This window comes from Leptospira mayottensis 200901116, assembly GCF_000306675.2.
Taxonomy (GTDB): Bacteria; Spirochaetota; Leptospiria; order Leptospirales; family Leptospiraceae; genus Leptospira; species Leptospira mayottensis.
Window position 1 is genome coordinate 3,600,930 of sequence record NZ_CP024871.1, and the last position, 16,701, is coordinate 3,617,630.

The window sequence follows — 16,701 nt, forward strand, 5'->3', positions numbered from 1 at the left end:
AGAATCAGCCGATTCTACACGTATAAGACCATGAAACGTTCTTTCAAGTATCCAATCGGATTCGCTACCATGCTTTTAGCCTTTGTTTTTTTTAAAAGTCCGGTCGATTCCCGCCAAAAACTGGAACTCCTGAAAAACTTAGATTACAACAATCAATCGATAAAAAGGCTCAGAGAGGACGTCAAAAACAACCTAAAGGTATCCGTTTCCAATCTGGAAAAGTCGGAACTTACTTCCCTTGAATTTTATCGATATATCGTAAAGAAAGAAGACAACTTCTTCAAAATCATGGCTCGAACCGGAATGGATATCGATACGATCTCGTCGGTCAATAGCCTTTCATCCCCCTACGATATCTATCCAGGGATGGAACTTTTAATTCCCAACATGCGGGGAATCTACGATTTGGAGGAAAAGGAGAATTCGTCTTCGATTCAAAAAAAACTTTCTAAGAAATACAACCTCGTGCGAAAGTTTATCTTTTTCGACGAGAATAAAGGACTTTGGTTTATCCCCGGAAAAGGACTTCCGAAAGAAGAAAGATCTTTCTTTTACGGAATGGCTTTTAATCGTCCTTTAGGTGAGGCGGGAATCGTATCCTCCCGTTTTGGAAAAAGAAAAGATCCATTTACCAGAAAGGAAACCTTTCACGGCGGGTTGGACATCGCTGCCGAAGAAGGAACTCCAGTTTATGCTTCCGCAGACGGAGAGGTTCACTTTTCCGATAAAAAGGGAGGATACGGAAATTTGATCGTTCTAAGTCACAAGCTCGGATACGAAACCTTATACGGACATCTGAGTTCTATTTCTGTACGTCCCGGCGAAAAAGTCAGTAAAGGTCAAAAGATAGGAGAAGTAGGTCAAACCGGAAGAGCGACGGGAAATCATTTGCACTTTGAAGTCAGAAGATTCAATCAAAGACAAAGACCCGTCTTTAGAGATCATGTTTAAAAAAATTCTTCACTTTTTTTCAGTGTTGGTCTTTCTTTCCCTATTCTTCTTGGGTTTTTTATTTCTACGTTCGAATAAAAATACGGACGAATATATTTCCGATTCTCCCTTTGATCCTGGAAAAAATAATTTCCTTTTAGAATCGGAATGGATTCATAAAGAAACTCTAAACCAGCCTTACGGAATTGCAATTGATACTTCCGGTTTTGTTTATACCGGGACCGCAGATCACAAAATTTTACGAATCCGTACTAATGAAAAGGTAGAAACATTTGCGATTCTTGAGGGAAGACCTTTAGGAATGGTTTTCGATTCAAATGGAAATCTTTTGGTTTGTGTGGAAGAAGTCGGAATTGTAGAAATCAATAAAAACGGCTCTCAAAGAATTCTGATTTCCAAACTTCCAGACGGTTCCCCACTGCGATTTCCGCATGGAATTGATGTAACTAAAAACGGGAAAATTTATTTCACTGTTTCCAGTCGATCTTATTCTTTCAAAGAATCATTTTTAGAAGAGCTTTCCTCCAAATCCAATGGAATGATTTTAACGGCGGATAAAAATCTTAGTTCATTAGTAATTCTGAATGAAAGTCTGTTTTATCCCACGGGGATCGCATTATCATCCAACGAACAATTTTTACTCGTATCGGAACCGTTTCGTCACAGGATTTCCTCCATTCCATTGTCAGGCCAGAAAAAAGGTGTGGAAGAATTTTTTCTTACGAACATCCCGGGGCTTCCGGCTTTGATCACTGGAAACTCCGGTTCTTTTTGGATTGGAATTCCTTATTTTAGAAACGAGGTTTTGGATAAGATCCAGGAGTATCCTGAAATTAAAAATCTACTAATGGGCCTACCGAATTTTCTCTTTGCCAGAAGCACACCCAGAGGTTTGATATTCGGGTTAAACGATTTTGGAGATATTATTGCTAATTATCAGGACTTTTCGGGTTCTTCTGTCACAGGAATTACGGCAGTTTTAAAACACGCGGGAAATATTTATCTCGTTTCTTCGACCACTGGCAAAATCGCAAAAATGAAACCAATAGTCGAAGAAATTCAATTTTTCTAATATTAAGATCCTTACATGGACCCTAATACCTCCCTGAATCTTTCGAGAGGGAATCTATTTACGAAATCTCCGAATTTCTCATCGGAGTCCCCTTCTTCTTTCCAGAGTACAAAAGCTTTTTCCAATTGAGCCGGGATATCCGCAAGAGCGACTTTCTTAGCCACATATTCGCCGACCTTGGTTCCTTCGGAATCCGCACCGAAAAACAATGAGTATTTTCCTCCTGCTTGCTGCCCTACGATTCCCACTTCCGCAGAATAAGGTCTTGCACATCCGTTCGGACATCCTGTCATACGAACCACAGGAGCTCTATCACTGAGCTCAAGTTTATCCAAAACTTTTTGAATTCCGTTCAGAACCTCGGGAAAAGAACGTTCCGATTCCGTCAACGCAAGCGCGCAAGTAGGAAGCGCCGGACAAGCAAGTGCACGATCATAAAGAGGAGAAGGGCTTTTCCAAGGTACATTCAATTCTTGTAATTTTCTTTCGATCTTCTCGCGATCCGATTTTTGAATCCCGATGAGAATCAGATCCTGATCCGCCGTAATCTGAACGTGTAATTTGTAAACACCGATGATTTCTCTCAGGGCGGATTTCAAAGGTTTTCCGGGAAAATCCTTGATTCTTCCCGCAAGGGTATGAAACCCGAGAGAAAGGGTTCCGTCCTCTCTTTCGTTCCAACCCAAATAAGAAGGAGTCTTCCAGCTTGGAAGGGATTTATCCGTATCCAACTTAACATTGGAACGGGATTCCACTTCCGATCTAAACCAATCCACTCCCTTTTCTGCGAGAACGTATTTCAAACGAGCGTGTTTCCGATTAGTCCTATCTCCGAAATCTCTATGAGCGGTTACGATCGCTTCCGCTACCGGGATCAATGCGCTTTCGGGAATCCATCCAAGAAGACTTGCGGCGCGCGCAAAGGTTTCCGGTTTATTATGAGTCATTCCAAAACCTCCGCCGGCAAACACGAAATAACCATCAATTCTGTTTTCGTCCAGAGTCGCTGCAAACCCCATATCGTTTGCGTAGATATCCACCGTATTGTTTCCCGCAAGAGTAACTGCAATTTTAAACTTTCTAGGAAGATACGTTTTTCCGTAGATCGGCTCTTCCTCATCTTTGTTGAGTTGTTTGTCGCCTAACCATACCTCGGCGTAAGCGTTTGTCTTGTATTTAAAGTGATCGGATAAAATCTGAGAAACCCCGTCTAGAAGCTGAAGTTCTTTTTTTCCAAGAGGATTTACCGCTTGAGTCACATTACGCACAACGTCTCCGCAGGCTCCCATACTGGAGAGATTTACTTCGTGAATCGCTTTCATTACGTCGCGAAGATGAAAGATCCTTAATGTATGAAGCTGAACCGATTGTCTCGTTGTTAAACGAATTGCCCCACCTCCGAATTTATCCCCCAGTTCGTCCCAAACTAAGTATTGTTCGGAAGTAAGTCTTCCTCCGGGAATTCTCCCCCGAATCATAAAGCTGGTAGGAGCTTCGATATCGTTTCCGCTTTCGTCTTTTTTGCGGTCTCTATCTTTTTGCTGATAAAGTCCGTGGAATTTAAGTAATTGTTTCTCGTCTTCCTCGTAGGAATCAATGTTTTGGTCTAAACCTTCCGCGATTTTTCCTCTCAGATTCTTTGAGTTCAATTTAATTTCTTCGACTGGTGATAGTTCTTTCGTTTCTGACATGGCTTAGATCTTTTTCCTTTTTCAGATTTATGATTTCGTTATATTCTCTTTGAATCGGTCGAAACTTTAAAATAACCCTCTTTGAGGTTTTGTAACAACTCTTTAAGAATCTTTTTTCTGCTTTCTGGACTCGGTAAAATTGATTTCAATTCTTTTCTCAATTGTATGAGTTCTTTAAACTCTTCCTCGTGTTCATCCGGAATAAGTTCTTCTAAAACGACTTTGACGGCTCCAGAAATTCCGGCGAAATTCCCTTCCGTGGAAATCGCGACTCGAACCAGTCCTCGATCTAAAACCGCGGCGGAATAGAAGTCACAGTTGGATGGATCATCCGCACAATTGATCCATATTTTCCAAGAATGAGCGTAGTCACAGAGTCTTCGGTTTAAATCGGAATCGTTAGTCGCGGAAAAAACAAGGGTTTTCCCTTGAAGATCCGAAAATTCCACCGATCTGTATTCAACTTTGATTTCCGGGTGTTTCTCTAAAACTTGAGCTACTTCCCTGCAAGCTTCCAAAGTTATCAAGGTGATTTTTGCACCCGAATCGATGAGATGAGGTAGCTTTTCAAGAGCCACTTTCCCTCCACCGATCAACAGAATATTCTTATTTTCTAAATTTAAAAAAGCGGGGTATTTTCGACTCATTCTTTCCTTCCTTGAAGCTCGGAGAAAATCTGTTGAAACTGGGGTCCTCCTAAAACTTGAGAGAAAGTTGAAGTCGATCTTTTGTTTTCCAGAAATCGAACTACTTTTCCGATATAAATGATTCCAGGACCTTTGGTTTTTTTTTCAAGACAAGAATCCGCCGCATCCTTGAGAGTACAAGTCTGAATATTACAATTTTCTAAAGAAGCGTTTTCCACAAGAGCCACGGGCAACTCCGGATCACTCCCGTGTTGTAAAAGTAAACCAGCAATCTTAGAAAGGGAAGAAGTTCCCATAAAAAGCGCGATTGTTCCTTTAAACTTCGCAAACCAAGTCCAATCGGTTTCTTCGTTCAGAACGGTATGTCCGTCCATGATCAAAACCTGACGAGACAAACCTCTGTGAGTCAGAGGAAAACCCGCAAAGGAAGAACCCGCATTCAAAGAACTGACTCCCGGAACGATCTCGTATTCTATATTATGATTGATCAATGTGATGAGTTCTTCGCCGCCTCTTCCAAAAACAAAAGGATCTCCGCCTTTCAGACGAACCACATTCTTCCCTTGTAAAGCGTAGAAAAGAAGAAGCTCGTTGATCTCCTCTTGAGTCGCCGAGTGCGCTCCGGAACGTTTGCCCACGTAATGGACAATTGCATTTTTTGGAAAAATTTCTAGGAAAGAAGGATCTAAAAGTGCATCATACAGGATAATTTGCGCCTTGGTAAGAATTCGATACGCGCGCAAAGTAAGATCCTCCGGATTTCCCGGCCCGGCTCCGACGAGATAAACCTTGCCGAGTTGAAAATCCTCTCTTGCGTCCGCGTTTAACATGGATTAGGCTCCGACTCCGGTAATCATTCCCGCGCCGACGGTGGAATTGGTTCCTTCGTCCACGAGAATAAAACTTCCGGTGGAACGGTTGATTCTATATTCGTCAAAGCTCACCGGTTTTGCGGTGCGGATTTTAATTTTACCAATTTCGTTCAACGTAAGACCTTTGGATGCGTCCTGTTTTTCATGAGTATCGGGGGCAATCTTGAATTCGATTTCTTTTACCATCGCTTTTACGGAATTGGTCGTTTGACGAAGTAAATATTTATTTCCGGATAATAAAACCTTTGAATCCATCCAACAGATATTAGCTTCCAAATCCTGGGAGACGACAGGAAGATTACCAGACTGAACGATCATGTCTCCTCTGGAAATATCAATCTCGTCTTTTAAACGGATCGTGACTGACATCGGAGGAAACGCTTCTTCCACTTCTCGGTCGTAGGTGTCGATAGCTTCGATCGTACTTGTAAACCCGCTCGGAAGAACGGTGATCGAATCGCCTTTTCTGAAAATTCCGCTGCGAACCTGCCCCGCATATCCTCTATAGTCGTGGTGTTCGTCGGAAAGAGGACGGATCACATATTGAACCGGAAAACGAGCGTCTTCGATATTCTCGTCGCTTTCGATGTAAACCTCTTCGAGATGACTGAGCAATGTGCGTCCTTCGTACCAGGAAAGATTTTCGGATTTATCTACGACGTTATCACCATTGAGAGCGCTGATCGGAATAAATTCAATATCCTTAATATCCAAACGGGACGCGAAGTTCAGATATTCCGCTTTGATTTCTTCGTAACGTGCTTGGGAGAATTCCACTAAGTCCATCTTGTTGATACAAACCACAAGATGAGGAATCCGAAGCATGGAAGCAATGTAAGAATGACGATAAGTCTGTTCGATAACACCTTTGCGTGCGTCGATCAAGATGATCGCCAAATTAGAGTTAGATGCACCTGTTACCATGTTTCGAGTGTATTGAACGTGACCCGGAGCGTCGGCGATGATAAACTTTCTTTTCGGTGTGGAAAAATACTTATAAGCGACGTCGATCGTAATCCCCTGTTCCCTTTCGGCTTTAAGACCGTCGGTGAGAAGAGCAAGATTAATCTGGCCGTTGTTTCCGCGCGCGTTCTTTTCGATTGCTTCGAGTTGATCCTCAAAGATCGATTTGCTGTCGTAGAGAAGTCTTCCGATCAAAGTGGACTTTCCGTCGTCCACGCTTCCTGCTGTAATAAAACGCAATAAATCCATCAGAAATATCCTCCTCTTTTTCTGTCTTCCATAGCGGCTTCGGAACGTTTGTCGTCAAGTCTGGAACCTCTTTCGGTAGTCCGAGTCGTTTGGATTTCGAGGATGATGTCGTCTATGTTGTCCGCTTGCGAATCCACAGCCGCCGTGCAAGTCATATCTCCCACCGTGCGAAAACGAACGATCTTGTCTTCCACACGGTCGTTTCCGTCGATCGTAATAAACTTCGACACGGGGAAGAGAAGATTCTCGCGATAGATCACTTGTCGTTTATGAGAAAAGTATAAAGAAGGAAGGGCGATGTTCTCTTTACGGATGTATTCCCAAACGTCCAACTCGGTCCAGTTAGAAATCGGAAAAACGCGGACATTCTCCCCTGGACTGATTTTACCGTTATAAATATTCCAGAGCTCTGGTCTTTGCAGTTTAGGATCCCACTGACCGAACTCGTCTCGAACGGAAAAAACTCTTTCTTTCGCTCTGGCTTTTTCTTCGTCCCTGCGGGCACCGCCAATACACGCGTCGAATTTGAATTCCGCAATCGTATCCAAAAGTGTCACGGTTTGAATTCCGTTTCTACTCGGGAACTTTCCTTTTTCTTCGACCGCTTTGCCTTGATCGATGGAATCCTGAACGTAGCGGACAATCAGCTTCTCGCCGATCTTGGAAGCGAGTTCGTCTCTGAAGTCCAACGCTTCCTGAAAGTTATGACCGGTATCGATATGAACGAGAGGAAACGGAAACTTTCCGGGACGAAACGCTTTCAACGCAAGATGGACGAGCGTGATCGAATCCTTTCCACCGGAAAAAAGAAGAGCGGGTTTTTCAAACTGAGAAGCGGTTTCCCGAAGGATATAAATCGATTCCGCTTCGAGTTGTTCGAGATGTGTAAGTCTGGATCTATTCATAGTTGAATTCATATTGCTCTTTTAGGACCGGATTTTTGACGGATCAACTTTCCGTCGACGACGTGAAGTCCGCATTCTTGATTGGATGCTTCCCACCACCACCTTCCAGCACGAATGTCTTCTCCCGATTGAATGGCTCTTGTGCAAGGAGCGCATCCTATCGAAGGAAAACCTTTCTTGTGTAACACGTTAGTCGGAATCCGATACGTATCGATAAAGTCTTGAGTGCGCTCCAAAGACCAATCCAAGAGAGGATGATATTTGAGTATATTCCGAGAAGAGTCCAATTCCACTTTTGAGAGAGAATTTCTAGAATCCGATTGTTCCGAACGAATTCCAGTGATCCAAAGTTTTGTTCCGACAAGTGCGCGGTTTAATGGCTCTACTTTTCGGATGTAACAGCATTCTTTTCTATTTTCCACAGAATCATAAAAACTGTCGGGGCCTTTCGTATTGATTAGATTTTGAACCGCAGCCGTGTCCGGAAAATACGTCTCGATTTTCCTACCGTAACTTGCATTTGTAAGTTTATGAAGGTCGTATGTTTCGTTAAAAAGACGACCGGTATCCAAAGTAAAAATTCTGATTTTTAAATTTCGAGTATATATAACGTGAGTGATAACTTGATCCTCAAGGCCTAAACTTGTGGAAAAAGCCGCAGTTTCTCCGTACTCTTTATTGATCCATTCTAGGGAATCTTCCAGGTTCAAAGGAGCAAGTTTTTGTTCCAACTCTTGCGGACTCATGTTCGTGATAGCCTAAGTCTTGGATGGTAGGTTTACGCATCCAGCTTGATTTATGGTTGATCCAAGAAATAGTCCAGATTTAAGAAAAATGGGACTATTTATTTACCAAAGTTTTATATATTGGATTTTTTGTAAACTATATTTGATATAAGGCCTTGTTAAGCGCCATTTTCTCAATCTTACTGAAAATTTATCCTTATAAAAATGTATGCTTTAAGCGTGTCATTAAACTTGAGATACCTTCCTTTTTTAATATATTTTCGAACGTAAGACAATTTCGAACATGATATTTTTAAATCGATGAAGTTAAGGTCAATGGTAGTCGAGGTCGCAAATACTTCCAAAGCAACTCTTTAGGATCGATTTTAAATTCAGTGGACGCCTTCGGTATCCTGATCGAATTAATATAGATAATCGAAAGTTTTTAATCGAATTGAAATGACAACCGTAGAAGGATATTACCAGTAAGCTCAAAAAATGTAGCAAAATTTAAAATTAGGCACTCGTATGGTCAATTTTCTTCAGCCTAGTTCTAATCAAAAGCCTACCTTTTATTGAAAACTTAAAGAAGGAGATTAAAAATTTGTCCCAAAATCCGAAGAGAATTCAGTTTTAGTCATTCGGTAAGTTCGTAATAAATTACGTCCCCTCAAATAGTTTATGGGTTTTTCGGAATAGTCCCTTCACTGTAAAATTCGTATAGTATTCCTACTTTCTAAAGCATTAAGAAAAGGTCTTGATCGTTATTTTTGATTTTAATGACGATTTCCTTATTACAGAAAGTTCTCGTTAGAAATTTAGAGATCATTTTTTATAATGGCTCATTTAGATCAGTCGTAAATTTAGAACACTTATTTAGGATCAATACTAAAGTACAGTTTAAATGTACTTTATAATGTTCTTAAGTAATAAAAAGAGATCATAATATACTTTAGTAATAGTTGAATAAAATTAAAAACTCCATTTAAAAAAGTCACTACAATCTTTTTTATTTCCACATTCTCAAGCCCAAAATTAAATTTTCTGATCCGCTTTTATAGAAAGTATTGGAAAGTTTTATCTTTTGAACTTGAATTGGTTTTTAAATGGAAATTGTATCGATCTTAAAAGGATTTTTTAGAAAAAATTCCAAAATCTATATTCTACTATTCGGTTTTTACGGAAGCCTATTTTTAATCCTATTCTTAAACGAAGAATTCGGATTTCCTCTTCTCACCTCTAAGAACTTCAAACTAAAAGCGGCTAGTACATTTATATTATATGGAATTCTAATATTACTGTTTTATTTCCATCTTCCTAAAAAGAGAAAAATTCGATTCCATAAAGGAAGGATAATCAGTTTTCTTTTCGTATTTTGGATTAGTTTGATTGTTTTAAATCTATCTGACTTTCCCTATGAAAAATTCCTATTATATCTTCCAAGAGAATGGATTTTTTGGACCTGGAAGATTATTAAACAATTCACGCATACTTTGCCCTTGTTAGTTTTTCCTCTATTATACGACTTTTATAGATACAAAACGAATCCTGTTCCATTTGAAAAAAGAAGAAATCCTTCTTATTATCCGATTTTAATTCTCGCTGTGATAATCTCGGCAATCGGTTCTTTTATTCCAGGTTTTAAAGAATTTTATCCAAGGGCTCCAATTACAAACGAACGGCTATTGTATCACGCGACTTGGTTCACGACTCTTATTTTTGAAATCGTATACCTTTACACTTTTTATTTTACGGAATTCTTTTTTAGAAAATTCCTAATTCGATATTTGAGTGTCGTAGGTCGTTATCACGCGGTAGGAATGGCGGCTTTAATTTACGGCATGGTTCACTTCCAAAAACCGAGAGGAGAAATTCTAAGTTCTTTTTTCGGAGGGTTGTTAATGGGGGCTTTGAGTATTAGGACTCATTCGATTCGAGGTGGACTTTACGCACATATCGTGCTCGCAGCCGGTATGGAGTTTTTTACCGGGATTTATATTTGGGATAAATTATTTTGATTTCTTAGAGTCTTCCGAATTTATCAGAACTTATCTTACTGCTCGAACGCATGGAAAAAAGACTGTAATAACTTTATTTCAAAAGTTAGAATGTTAGATCTTCTTCAAAAAAGCCAACAATTTTGGATTCGGTGCAACTTTGTGAGGACTTCTATATCTTTGTAAAATTGTCCCTTAATTTTTGGTACCATTTTTATGCGTTCGAGTAGTAAATACTGTTTACCCATTTAAAGCATTACCTTTATGTATGTAAAAATTTATTCTAAAAACTCCTGCTGCTACCTATTCCTGGAACCTTCTATACAACGTTGGATTTTGAACCGAACATCGGGAAGTATATACCTCCATTGAACTCCTGTTCTTACTCGGTAAAATATCTCTGCCATGGCTACTCTATCATCCAATCGTGAACAGCCACCTTTATGTGAATTATGATTTCTCTTGGGTAACAAGGGATGAAGACGTTTCTAAATTCCTTCAGGGATATCTAAATGACCTAACTCTGATTTCATTGGTCAAATCTGTATTATACATTAATGTGTACAAGAAGGCTTTTGGATACGCTCTTAAATGAATCTTAAGAAACTCTTACTTATAACAGGAAATAAGGTGAATTCTTTTCAGAATTTTTCATCTTTCCGATTTCCAATCACTCAAAAACTTTTCGAATCGAATTCTGGTCTTTTTTTCAACTCTTGAAAGTAAAGAATTGCAAAATTTATATCTTCAAAAATTATTATTTACCATGCAATTGAGCACAGCTTTTTCAGATTTTATTTTAAGTTTTGTCTCTATCTTTGTCGCGATTCAAATTAAAAATATAACTTCTTATCCAAGAGTCGTTGGTTTTTTCGGATTTATTGCGATAGGAATTTCCGCCGGATTAGGAACGATTCATTTTCTGGGAGTCGAGATTCTAGATCCAATCTATCGTTTCTCGGTAGGGTTTGCTTCTTTTGTTGGAGTACCTTTAATTGGTACCGGTTTCTTCCATATCGGAATCAAGAAATTGGAAAAGAATTTTATTTATCCGGTTGCGGGAGTTTTTATTTTTCTTTATATAATTTTCGGTTATGTTTTTCTTTTCCCACTTTTATCCACGGTTTTGGGAGGAATTGCAATGATTACGGTAATTCTTGTTTGTATTCGTAAAAATTCGGGAGAGACAAAGATCCCAGCACTTTATGGAATTTTGGGAGCAATTCTTTTCATCCTCGCAGGACTTGTAATAGGAACAACAGGTTCCAGAGGACCTATCTTAAACGTGGATATTTTTCATATCGTTCTCGCCGTCGCCGTCTACTCCCTGAGTGTCTCCCTCAAAAGATTGAGCTAAGAGCCATCGTTAAAACATTAGAATATTATAATACAAATAATAGATTTTTTCTCTGAAAAAATCAAGACGATCCATAGTCTTCCAAAATTTTTAGAAAGTAAGTATTTATTTCAAAGACGATTTACAGTGTAACGAAATGAAATTTAAAAATGAATCTGATCGAATCTATCTTGAATTTTGAGTCTGCCCCAAGACCTTAAAAGAAATCTATTACAATGATTCGATAAGTTCGTAATAAAACATAGGGGCTCCTACAGATTGCGTCCCCTTTGGTAGTTTACGAACTTTCGAACACATTTTATAACTGTTAAATTCTTGTCGAGGTTCCTATATTCTGAGGTTTTGGAACAAGTTCTTAGTAGTTTGCAAGCTTTCGAACAGATTTTATAATTGTTAGGTTCTCGTTGGAGTCCCTACATTTTGAGGTCTTGGAACAGATTCTTTATATAATTTTCTGAAATATTTTGGCATGATTCTATTCTATCAAAGGAAAAAAAGATAAGTCAGGAATAATAGATGTTCGAACGATATTATCTCGTGAATTCCAAATCAAATCCACACCTCACAAAATAATATTTTTATTCTAGAATATTCTAAATTTATTTCATATACGAACAAAGTCGTTTGATCATTATGCGACACCGTACCATATTTGGTACGATGTCGGCTAAAAAACTAGAAGAGAGAAAGAAAAAGAGACGGCTTAGAAAACGGAGCACCATGAACGGCTTCGGGATCGGAGATCGTAATCGCATTCAATCCCGTCTTGAGATATTGTGCGAGTCCTTGAGTTTCCGACTGACTGAAAAATACACCTTTTTCCAACCATACAACCTTGAGATTAAAACCGTTCCATATATTTGAAGAAACGGATAACCTCGAAACAGCATTTGTCGTTTGTCCGGAAGGATCCAAACCTACAATATTGGCTGCAGCCGTGTACGGCTCCAAATTACTCATAATCTCCAATTGAGCTGGAGTTGGAGCACCCGTCACTGGAACACCGTTTACCGCAAATTTTGTATTGATGTAAAAATCGTCCGGCGTTGCTACAAAAAGACCCGTTATAACCTGAGGCGGAAAAGGTTGAGTTTCCACCACTTTCTCCGTCTTAAAATTCCAAACAAAACTTTTAGCAGAATTCGGGTCACTCATAGGAGCATCTCCACCGAACCAAGGTAAAGCCGAAGGAATATCACTTGCAATCAGGATCGTATTTTCGATACCGAATGTATCCAAAAGGCTGGAGTTTTCATTCCGAAATTTACTCTGGATCATCTGAATGACTAGACCGCCGATACTATGACCAACAATGGTGGTGATTTTTCTCTTCTCTGTACCAACCATTTGATTAAGCAAAGCACGAAGTGCATCTCCGTAATTTCCAACACTCAATTGACTCACATTAGCCGGCAAAGGCGCAGTTCCACGAGTCATAGTACTAGCACCATGTCCCGGAAGATCCATAATATAAACGTGAGTCGCTTTTCCTTGGTTGATCAATTCCTTAGCCAATGGTTCAAACAAAGTGCTATTGTCTCCAAAGCCGTGAACGAACAAAACCGTTTTCCCATTGATAATGATCGGCCCTCCGCTTGGCTTGCGGTAATGAACGACGTTGATCTTATAATAGGTGGTCTCAAGCGGATTGAAACCACGGCCTACCAAATTGTACGTAAGAATTTCCCTTTCATAAGCGGCGCTAATGGAATTTACGCCAAACAGAAAAAATAGAAAACTTACGACCAGAACAATCCTTCTAAATCGACTTTGAACTTTCTGAATACCCAATCCAATCTTCATAGAAATTTCTCCTTATACTTTTCTTCGAAGAAAAAAACTCTACTCTAACGATTTCCTTTTTTGTTTGAGTCACCGGAAAAATCATTTTTGGATCCGTTTGTAAAGCGAATTTATATTATTTGGACATAAAATTGACTCTTTATTATAAATAGATCACGATATAATGTCAAAAATAGATTCCAATTTACAAAAAAGATATTTAAAATAAAATAAGTAAATTTTGAAATTATTTTAAAATCTTAAAAACGATTTTTCTCTTTTAACCTGAAATGTGTAATTTGATACAAAAGTTCGTATTAAAAAACGACAAAAAGCAAGATAATGAAAAATATAAGGAGAAATGCTGAAGCAAATTAAAGTTTCGGAAGAAAAAAGCTGTTTCGGCGCAAACTTTCCTAATGTTCTAATTCGTTTGTAAGTTTTAACTTCTTTTTTGTCACTTTTGCCGCCATATCGGTGTTTGGCGGTCTTTCTGAATTGAAAACCTATTCCAAAAATCAATTACAATGATTCAGTAAGTTCGTAATAAATGTGGAAGTTTCCACAAATTAACTTCGCCTTGGATGGCTTATAACGCGTTTTTGAAGAATCTTCTTCAGATGTTAAAATGCGTGAGCTCTCACACCTAAGACTTTAGAAATAAACTCTTAAATAACGTAAATCCGGGGCGTAAGAAAATTAGAATCTGTCTCAAATTCGGCAATTCTCACGGAATCAGTCGTTATTATCAGTCGACGTGAAAAATCCACTCAGGACTTCATTTAGGGTTGTTCGGATTTTAAAACTATTCCATCACGATGGTAATGTCAACTCGACGGTTTTTTTGTCTGCCCTGGACTGTAGAGTTATCGGCGATTGGTTTCGATTTTCCATATCCTTCATAAGACATCCTTTTTTCTTCCAAACCTTGTTCGTCTCTAAGTTCTTTTAAGACAGAAAGAGCACGTTCTCTGGAAAGTTTTCGATTGTATTCGTCTCCGCCCGAATTGTCGGTATGACCGCTAATCCTGATTTCCCTGTCTCCGTATTTTTTCAATACGGATGCAATTCTTCTCAACTCAAGTTTCGCTTCATCTTTAAGTTGGGAACTATTATAATCAAACAACACCGAGTTTAATGAAATCGCGATTCCTTCTTCTGTTCTTCTAATTTCAACGGGAGGACCAGAAGATTTCATCGTTTCCTGCTTAGATTTATTCTCCTCTTCCTCAGGCCATAAAAGAGTTTCTCTCGGAGGATTTTTAGAATTTTTTTTCGGATCAGAACCTGATTCGATCCCGGTAGGAAGTTCTCCGCCCAAAATTTTACGGACTTCTTCAGCGAACTTATCCTTATCGCTATCAGTAAGCTTTACGTTTTTATTATATATCCCGTGAATGTCGAACGACATTTCTTGAGCCGTTCCATTTGCGTAAATGAAAGTGTAAGTCAACTGAACTCTTTTATATTGAGGAAGACCGAGTTCGCGATTGAAAAAAACCATACCTCTTGCAAACCCGTAAATTTTAAGAGGAATTCCCTCTTGTCCCATTTGAGAATCGTAATATAACGTATAATTGTATTCAATCCGATCGCCTTTATCGGAAAGATTCTGAAATTCCCATTCGTCGACGCCGTGATACTTATACTTTGCAAAAACCGTAATCATTACTTTTCCGCCTGGAAATTGAAAACTCTCCGTAGCAGGTTGAGTCCATTCGTCTCCGACAGAAACTGGCTTTTCAGAAAAACTCGGAAGAGAACGTAGGTTCGGCATGCTATATTCCTGTGGAACCTTATATTGCCCCAAATCCGTAATTTGAAATCTGCTTTTAAACGTCTTATCTTTGCGAAATGCGGAGTCAACTTCCGGAAAACGACTGTAAGTATCAAAAAATCCTTCTAACAAACATACTTTCATTTCGCAAGAGAGAGTCTGCAAAAGAATTCGATTCTTATCTTCTCTTTTGATCGTCCTTCCTTGGCTTATCAGCCGAACGTTATGATATTCGTTTAACTCAACGTTCTCCCCCGGAGTCAACTTCCAACGAAAAAGAAATTTTTCCGATCCTTCCGAAAAAGGAGGATTAAAGTTTATGGACATTAAAATAACGCAAAATGCAATTTTAAGAAATCCCTGACCCGTAATTTCAGATCTCAAATTGTGATCCAGAAGTGTCCTCATAGTTATAGTTTCGTAAAATTTCACTAAAACATAAGGAAAGTATAAAAAACTTTCTGAAAAAATATGATCCGGACGAAATTTAAAATTAGAGTTCTTACTTGTTTACGTTTAAGGAGAATGAAATGGAAGCTAGACTCGTTTACATCACAGTCGGCAACGAAAAAGAAGCCATTAAAATTGGAAAAACCGTCGTAAAGGAAAGATTAGCAGCGTGTGCAAATATTCTTCCGAAGATAAAGTCAATCTATCATTGGGAAAAAAAGTTGGTTGAAGACAACGAAACCATTCTTATTCTAAAGACAAAAAGCGAACTCATGACAGAACTCACCCTAAGGATTAAATCCTTGCATAGTTATGCCGTACCTTGCGTGGTTAGTCTTCCTTTATTGGAAGGAAATCGGGAATATTTTTCATGGATTTTCAGCGAGGTTATTGCGGAATAAAATACATTCAAAAAAAATTATATTATGCAAATACAAGTTAAACAAAAATTTACAGCTCTTACATTTAACTCCGCTTTTTTCGGTTTTTATGCACATGCGGGTTTTGCAAAGGGACTTTCCGAAATCGGATTTTATCCTTCCAAAATTACGGGTTGTAGTTCGGGAGCCTTGATCGGTTCTCTCGTTGCAGCCGGAGTTCCTATCGATACTGTGACAGATCTAATTTTAAACCTAAGGAAAAAAGATTTTTGGGAAGGGAATTTGGTCACAAATCTCGTAAAGCCGATCCGTAAAGGATTGAAAAATTATTCTGGAATTCTTTCCGGCAAAAAGATCAAAGAGTTATTAAAACCTTATTTGGGTCATAAAAAAATAGAAGATCTTCCTATCCCGATGGGAATATCCGTTTCAAACATAACAAAACAAATCAGAGAACTAAAAACAAAAGGAGATTTGATCGACCGAATTCTCGCTTCGATGACCTTTCCTTTCCTCTTTGAAATTCAAAAGTTGGGGGAGGAAGAGTTTATAGACGGAGGAGTCGCCGATCAAGAACCAATCAAGGAATTGATTTTAGATAAATCCATCCGTAAGATTGTAGTTCACAGCGTTCGCACCAAAAAAGGACACTCTGAAAGAGCGATGATCCGCGCCTTTCATTCCTCGGTTCAAATCATCGAAAATGAAACAAGAGAACTAAAAGAATTACTCGCAAAACATTACAAAAAAGAAATATTAAGAGTCGAAACGGTAACTCCTTACATAGATGCAAATCAGCTTAGACACGGAAAGGATGCGATGGAAGAAGGAAGAAAAAGCGCACATCACTGGAAGAAAAAGATTCTCGCTCCCGCTTAATTCT

The 16,701-nt window shown here is 38.9% G+C and carries 14 protein-coding genes and 1 pseudogene; 6 read left to right on the forward strand and 9 right to left on the reverse strand.

The genetic code is table 11. The features are described from left to right. Positions 1 to 30: 30 nt before the first annotated feature. Both LEP1GSC190_RS16515 and LEP1GSC190_RS16520 read left to right on the forward strand, forming a co-directional pair. Entirely contained in the window at positions 31 to 951 is a 921-nt protein-coding gene (locus tag LEP1GSC190_RS16515) for a M23 family metallopeptidase (protein ID WP_051019798.1), read from the forward strand. Continuing rightward, the gene (locus LEP1GSC190_RS16520; protein ID WP_002745977.1) at positions 944 to 2,023 is read left to right on the forward strand and encodes an NHL repeat-containing protein; all 1,080 of its coding nucleotides are present in this window, start codon (positions 944 to 946) and stop codon (positions 2,021 to 2,023) included. The genes LEP1GSC190_RS16515 and LEP1GSC190_RS16520 overlap by 8 nt, the downstream gene beginning before the upstream one ends. Before the next feature lie 11 nt (positions 2,024 to 2,034). Here the strand turns inward: LEP1GSC190_RS16520 and LEP1GSC190_RS16525 are convergent, their stop codons facing one another. Genes LEP1GSC190_RS16525 through LEP1GSC190_RS16550 form a run of 6 tightly spaced genes read right to left on the reverse strand, consistent with a single transcriptional unit; the run spans position 2,035 to position 8,096 of the window. Beyond that, complete coding sequence (locus tag LEP1GSC190_RS16525) at positions 2,035 to 3,714, reverse strand: NADPH-dependent assimilatory sulfite reductase hemoprotein subunit (RefSeq protein WP_002746122.1); 1,680 nt, start codon at positions 3,712 to 3,714, stop codon at positions 2,035 to 2,037. A gap of 38 nt (positions 3,715 to 3,752) precedes the next feature. Continuing rightward, positions 3,753 to 4,361: a precorrin-2 dehydrogenase/sirohydrochlorin ferrochelatase family protein gene (locus LEP1GSC190_RS16530; protein WP_002746126.1), complete on the reverse strand. Its 609-nt coding sequence runs from the start codon at positions 4,359 to 4,361 to the stop codon at positions 3,753 to 3,755. Then, entirely contained in the window at positions 4,358 to 5,191 is an 834-nt protein-coding gene (cobA, locus tag LEP1GSC190_RS16535; RefSeq protein WP_002746131.1) for a uroporphyrinogen-III C-methyltransferase, read from the reverse strand. Before cobA ends, LEP1GSC190_RS16530 begins: the two co-directional genes overlap by 4 nt. Positions 5,192 to 5,194: 3 nt before the next feature. Continuing rightward, the gene (locus LEP1GSC190_RS16540; RefSeq protein ID WP_002746116.1) at positions 5,195 to 6,445 is read right to left on the reverse strand and encodes a sulfate adenylyltransferase subunit 1; all 1,251 of its coding nucleotides are present in this window, start codon (positions 6,443 to 6,445) and stop codon (positions 5,195 to 5,197) included. Beyond that, entirely contained in the window at positions 6,445 to 7,350 is a 906-nt protein-coding gene (gene cysD / locus LEP1GSC190_RS16545) for a sulfate adenylyltransferase subunit CysD (RefSeq protein WP_002746103.1), read from the reverse strand. Before cysD ends, LEP1GSC190_RS16540 begins: the two co-directional genes overlap by 1 nt. An 8-nt stretch (positions 7,351 to 7,358) precedes the next feature. Next, positions 7,359 to 8,096 carry a phosphoadenylyl-sulfate reductase gene (locus LEP1GSC190_RS16550; RefSeq protein ID WP_002746052.1) on the reverse strand — a complete coding sequence of 246 codons (738 nt, stop codon included), beginning with the start codon at positions 8,094 to 8,096 and terminating at the stop codon, positions 7,359 to 7,361. A gap of 1,085 nt (positions 8,097 to 9,181) precedes the next feature. Here LEP1GSC190_RS16550 and LEP1GSC190_RS16555 point away from each other — a divergent pair. Next, positions 9,182 to 10,093 carry a CPBP family glutamic-type intramembrane protease gene (locus LEP1GSC190_RS16555; protein WP_002746038.1) on the forward strand — a complete coding sequence of 304 codons (912 nt, stop codon included), beginning with the start codon at positions 9,182 to 9,184 and terminating at the stop codon, positions 10,091 to 10,093. 285 nt (positions 10,094 to 10,378) lie between these two features. Here the strand turns inward: LEP1GSC190_RS16555 and LEP1GSC190_RS16560 are convergent. Beyond that, positions 10,379 to 10,545 (reverse strand): annotated as a pseudogene (locus tag LEP1GSC190_RS16560) (transposase); the annotation flags it as partial. A 293-nt stretch (positions 10,546 to 10,838) separates the two neighbouring features. On the opposite strand from LEP1GSC190_RS16560, the gene LEP1GSC190_RS16565 reads away from it, so the two are divergent. Continuing rightward, entirely contained in the window at positions 10,839 to 11,429 is a 591-nt protein-coding gene (locus tag LEP1GSC190_RS16565; RefSeq protein ID WP_036036298.1) for a DUF6962 family protein, read from the forward strand. Between the two features lie 675 nt (positions 11,430 to 12,104). On the opposite strand, the gene LEP1GSC190_RS16570 is transcribed toward LEP1GSC190_RS16565, so the two are convergent. Together LEP1GSC190_RS16570 and LEP1GSC190_RS16580 are read right to left on the reverse strand one after the other, a co-directional pair. Then, positions 12,105 to 13,232, reverse strand: a complete 1,128-nt coding sequence (locus tag LEP1GSC190_RS16570) for an alpha/beta hydrolase (protein ID WP_002746061.1) — start codon at positions 13,230 to 13,232, stop codon at positions 12,105 to 12,107. 784 nt (positions 13,233 to 14,016) lie between these two features. Then, positions 14,017 to 15,396 (reverse strand): OmpA family protein, encoded by a 1,380-nt coding sequence (locus LEP1GSC190_RS16580; RefSeq protein ID WP_002745990.1) that lies wholly within the window; start codon positions 15,394 to 15,396, stop codon positions 14,017 to 14,019. 122 nt (positions 15,397 to 15,518) lie between these two features. On the opposite strand from LEP1GSC190_RS16580, the gene cutA reads away from it, so the two are divergent. Continuing rightward, entirely contained in the window at positions 15,519 to 15,839 is a 321-nt protein-coding gene (cutA, locus tag LEP1GSC190_RS16585) for a divalent-cation tolerance protein CutA (RefSeq protein ID WP_002746009.1), read from the forward strand. A gap of 24 nt (positions 15,840 to 15,863) precedes the next feature. Next, the gene (locus LEP1GSC190_RS16590) at positions 15,864 to 16,697 is read left to right on the forward strand and encodes a patatin-like phospholipase family protein (RefSeq protein ID WP_002746121.1); all 834 of its coding nucleotides are present in this window, start codon (positions 15,864 to 15,866) and stop codon (positions 16,695 to 16,697) included. The last annotated feature ends 4 nt before the right edge of the window (positions 16,698 to 16,701 follow it).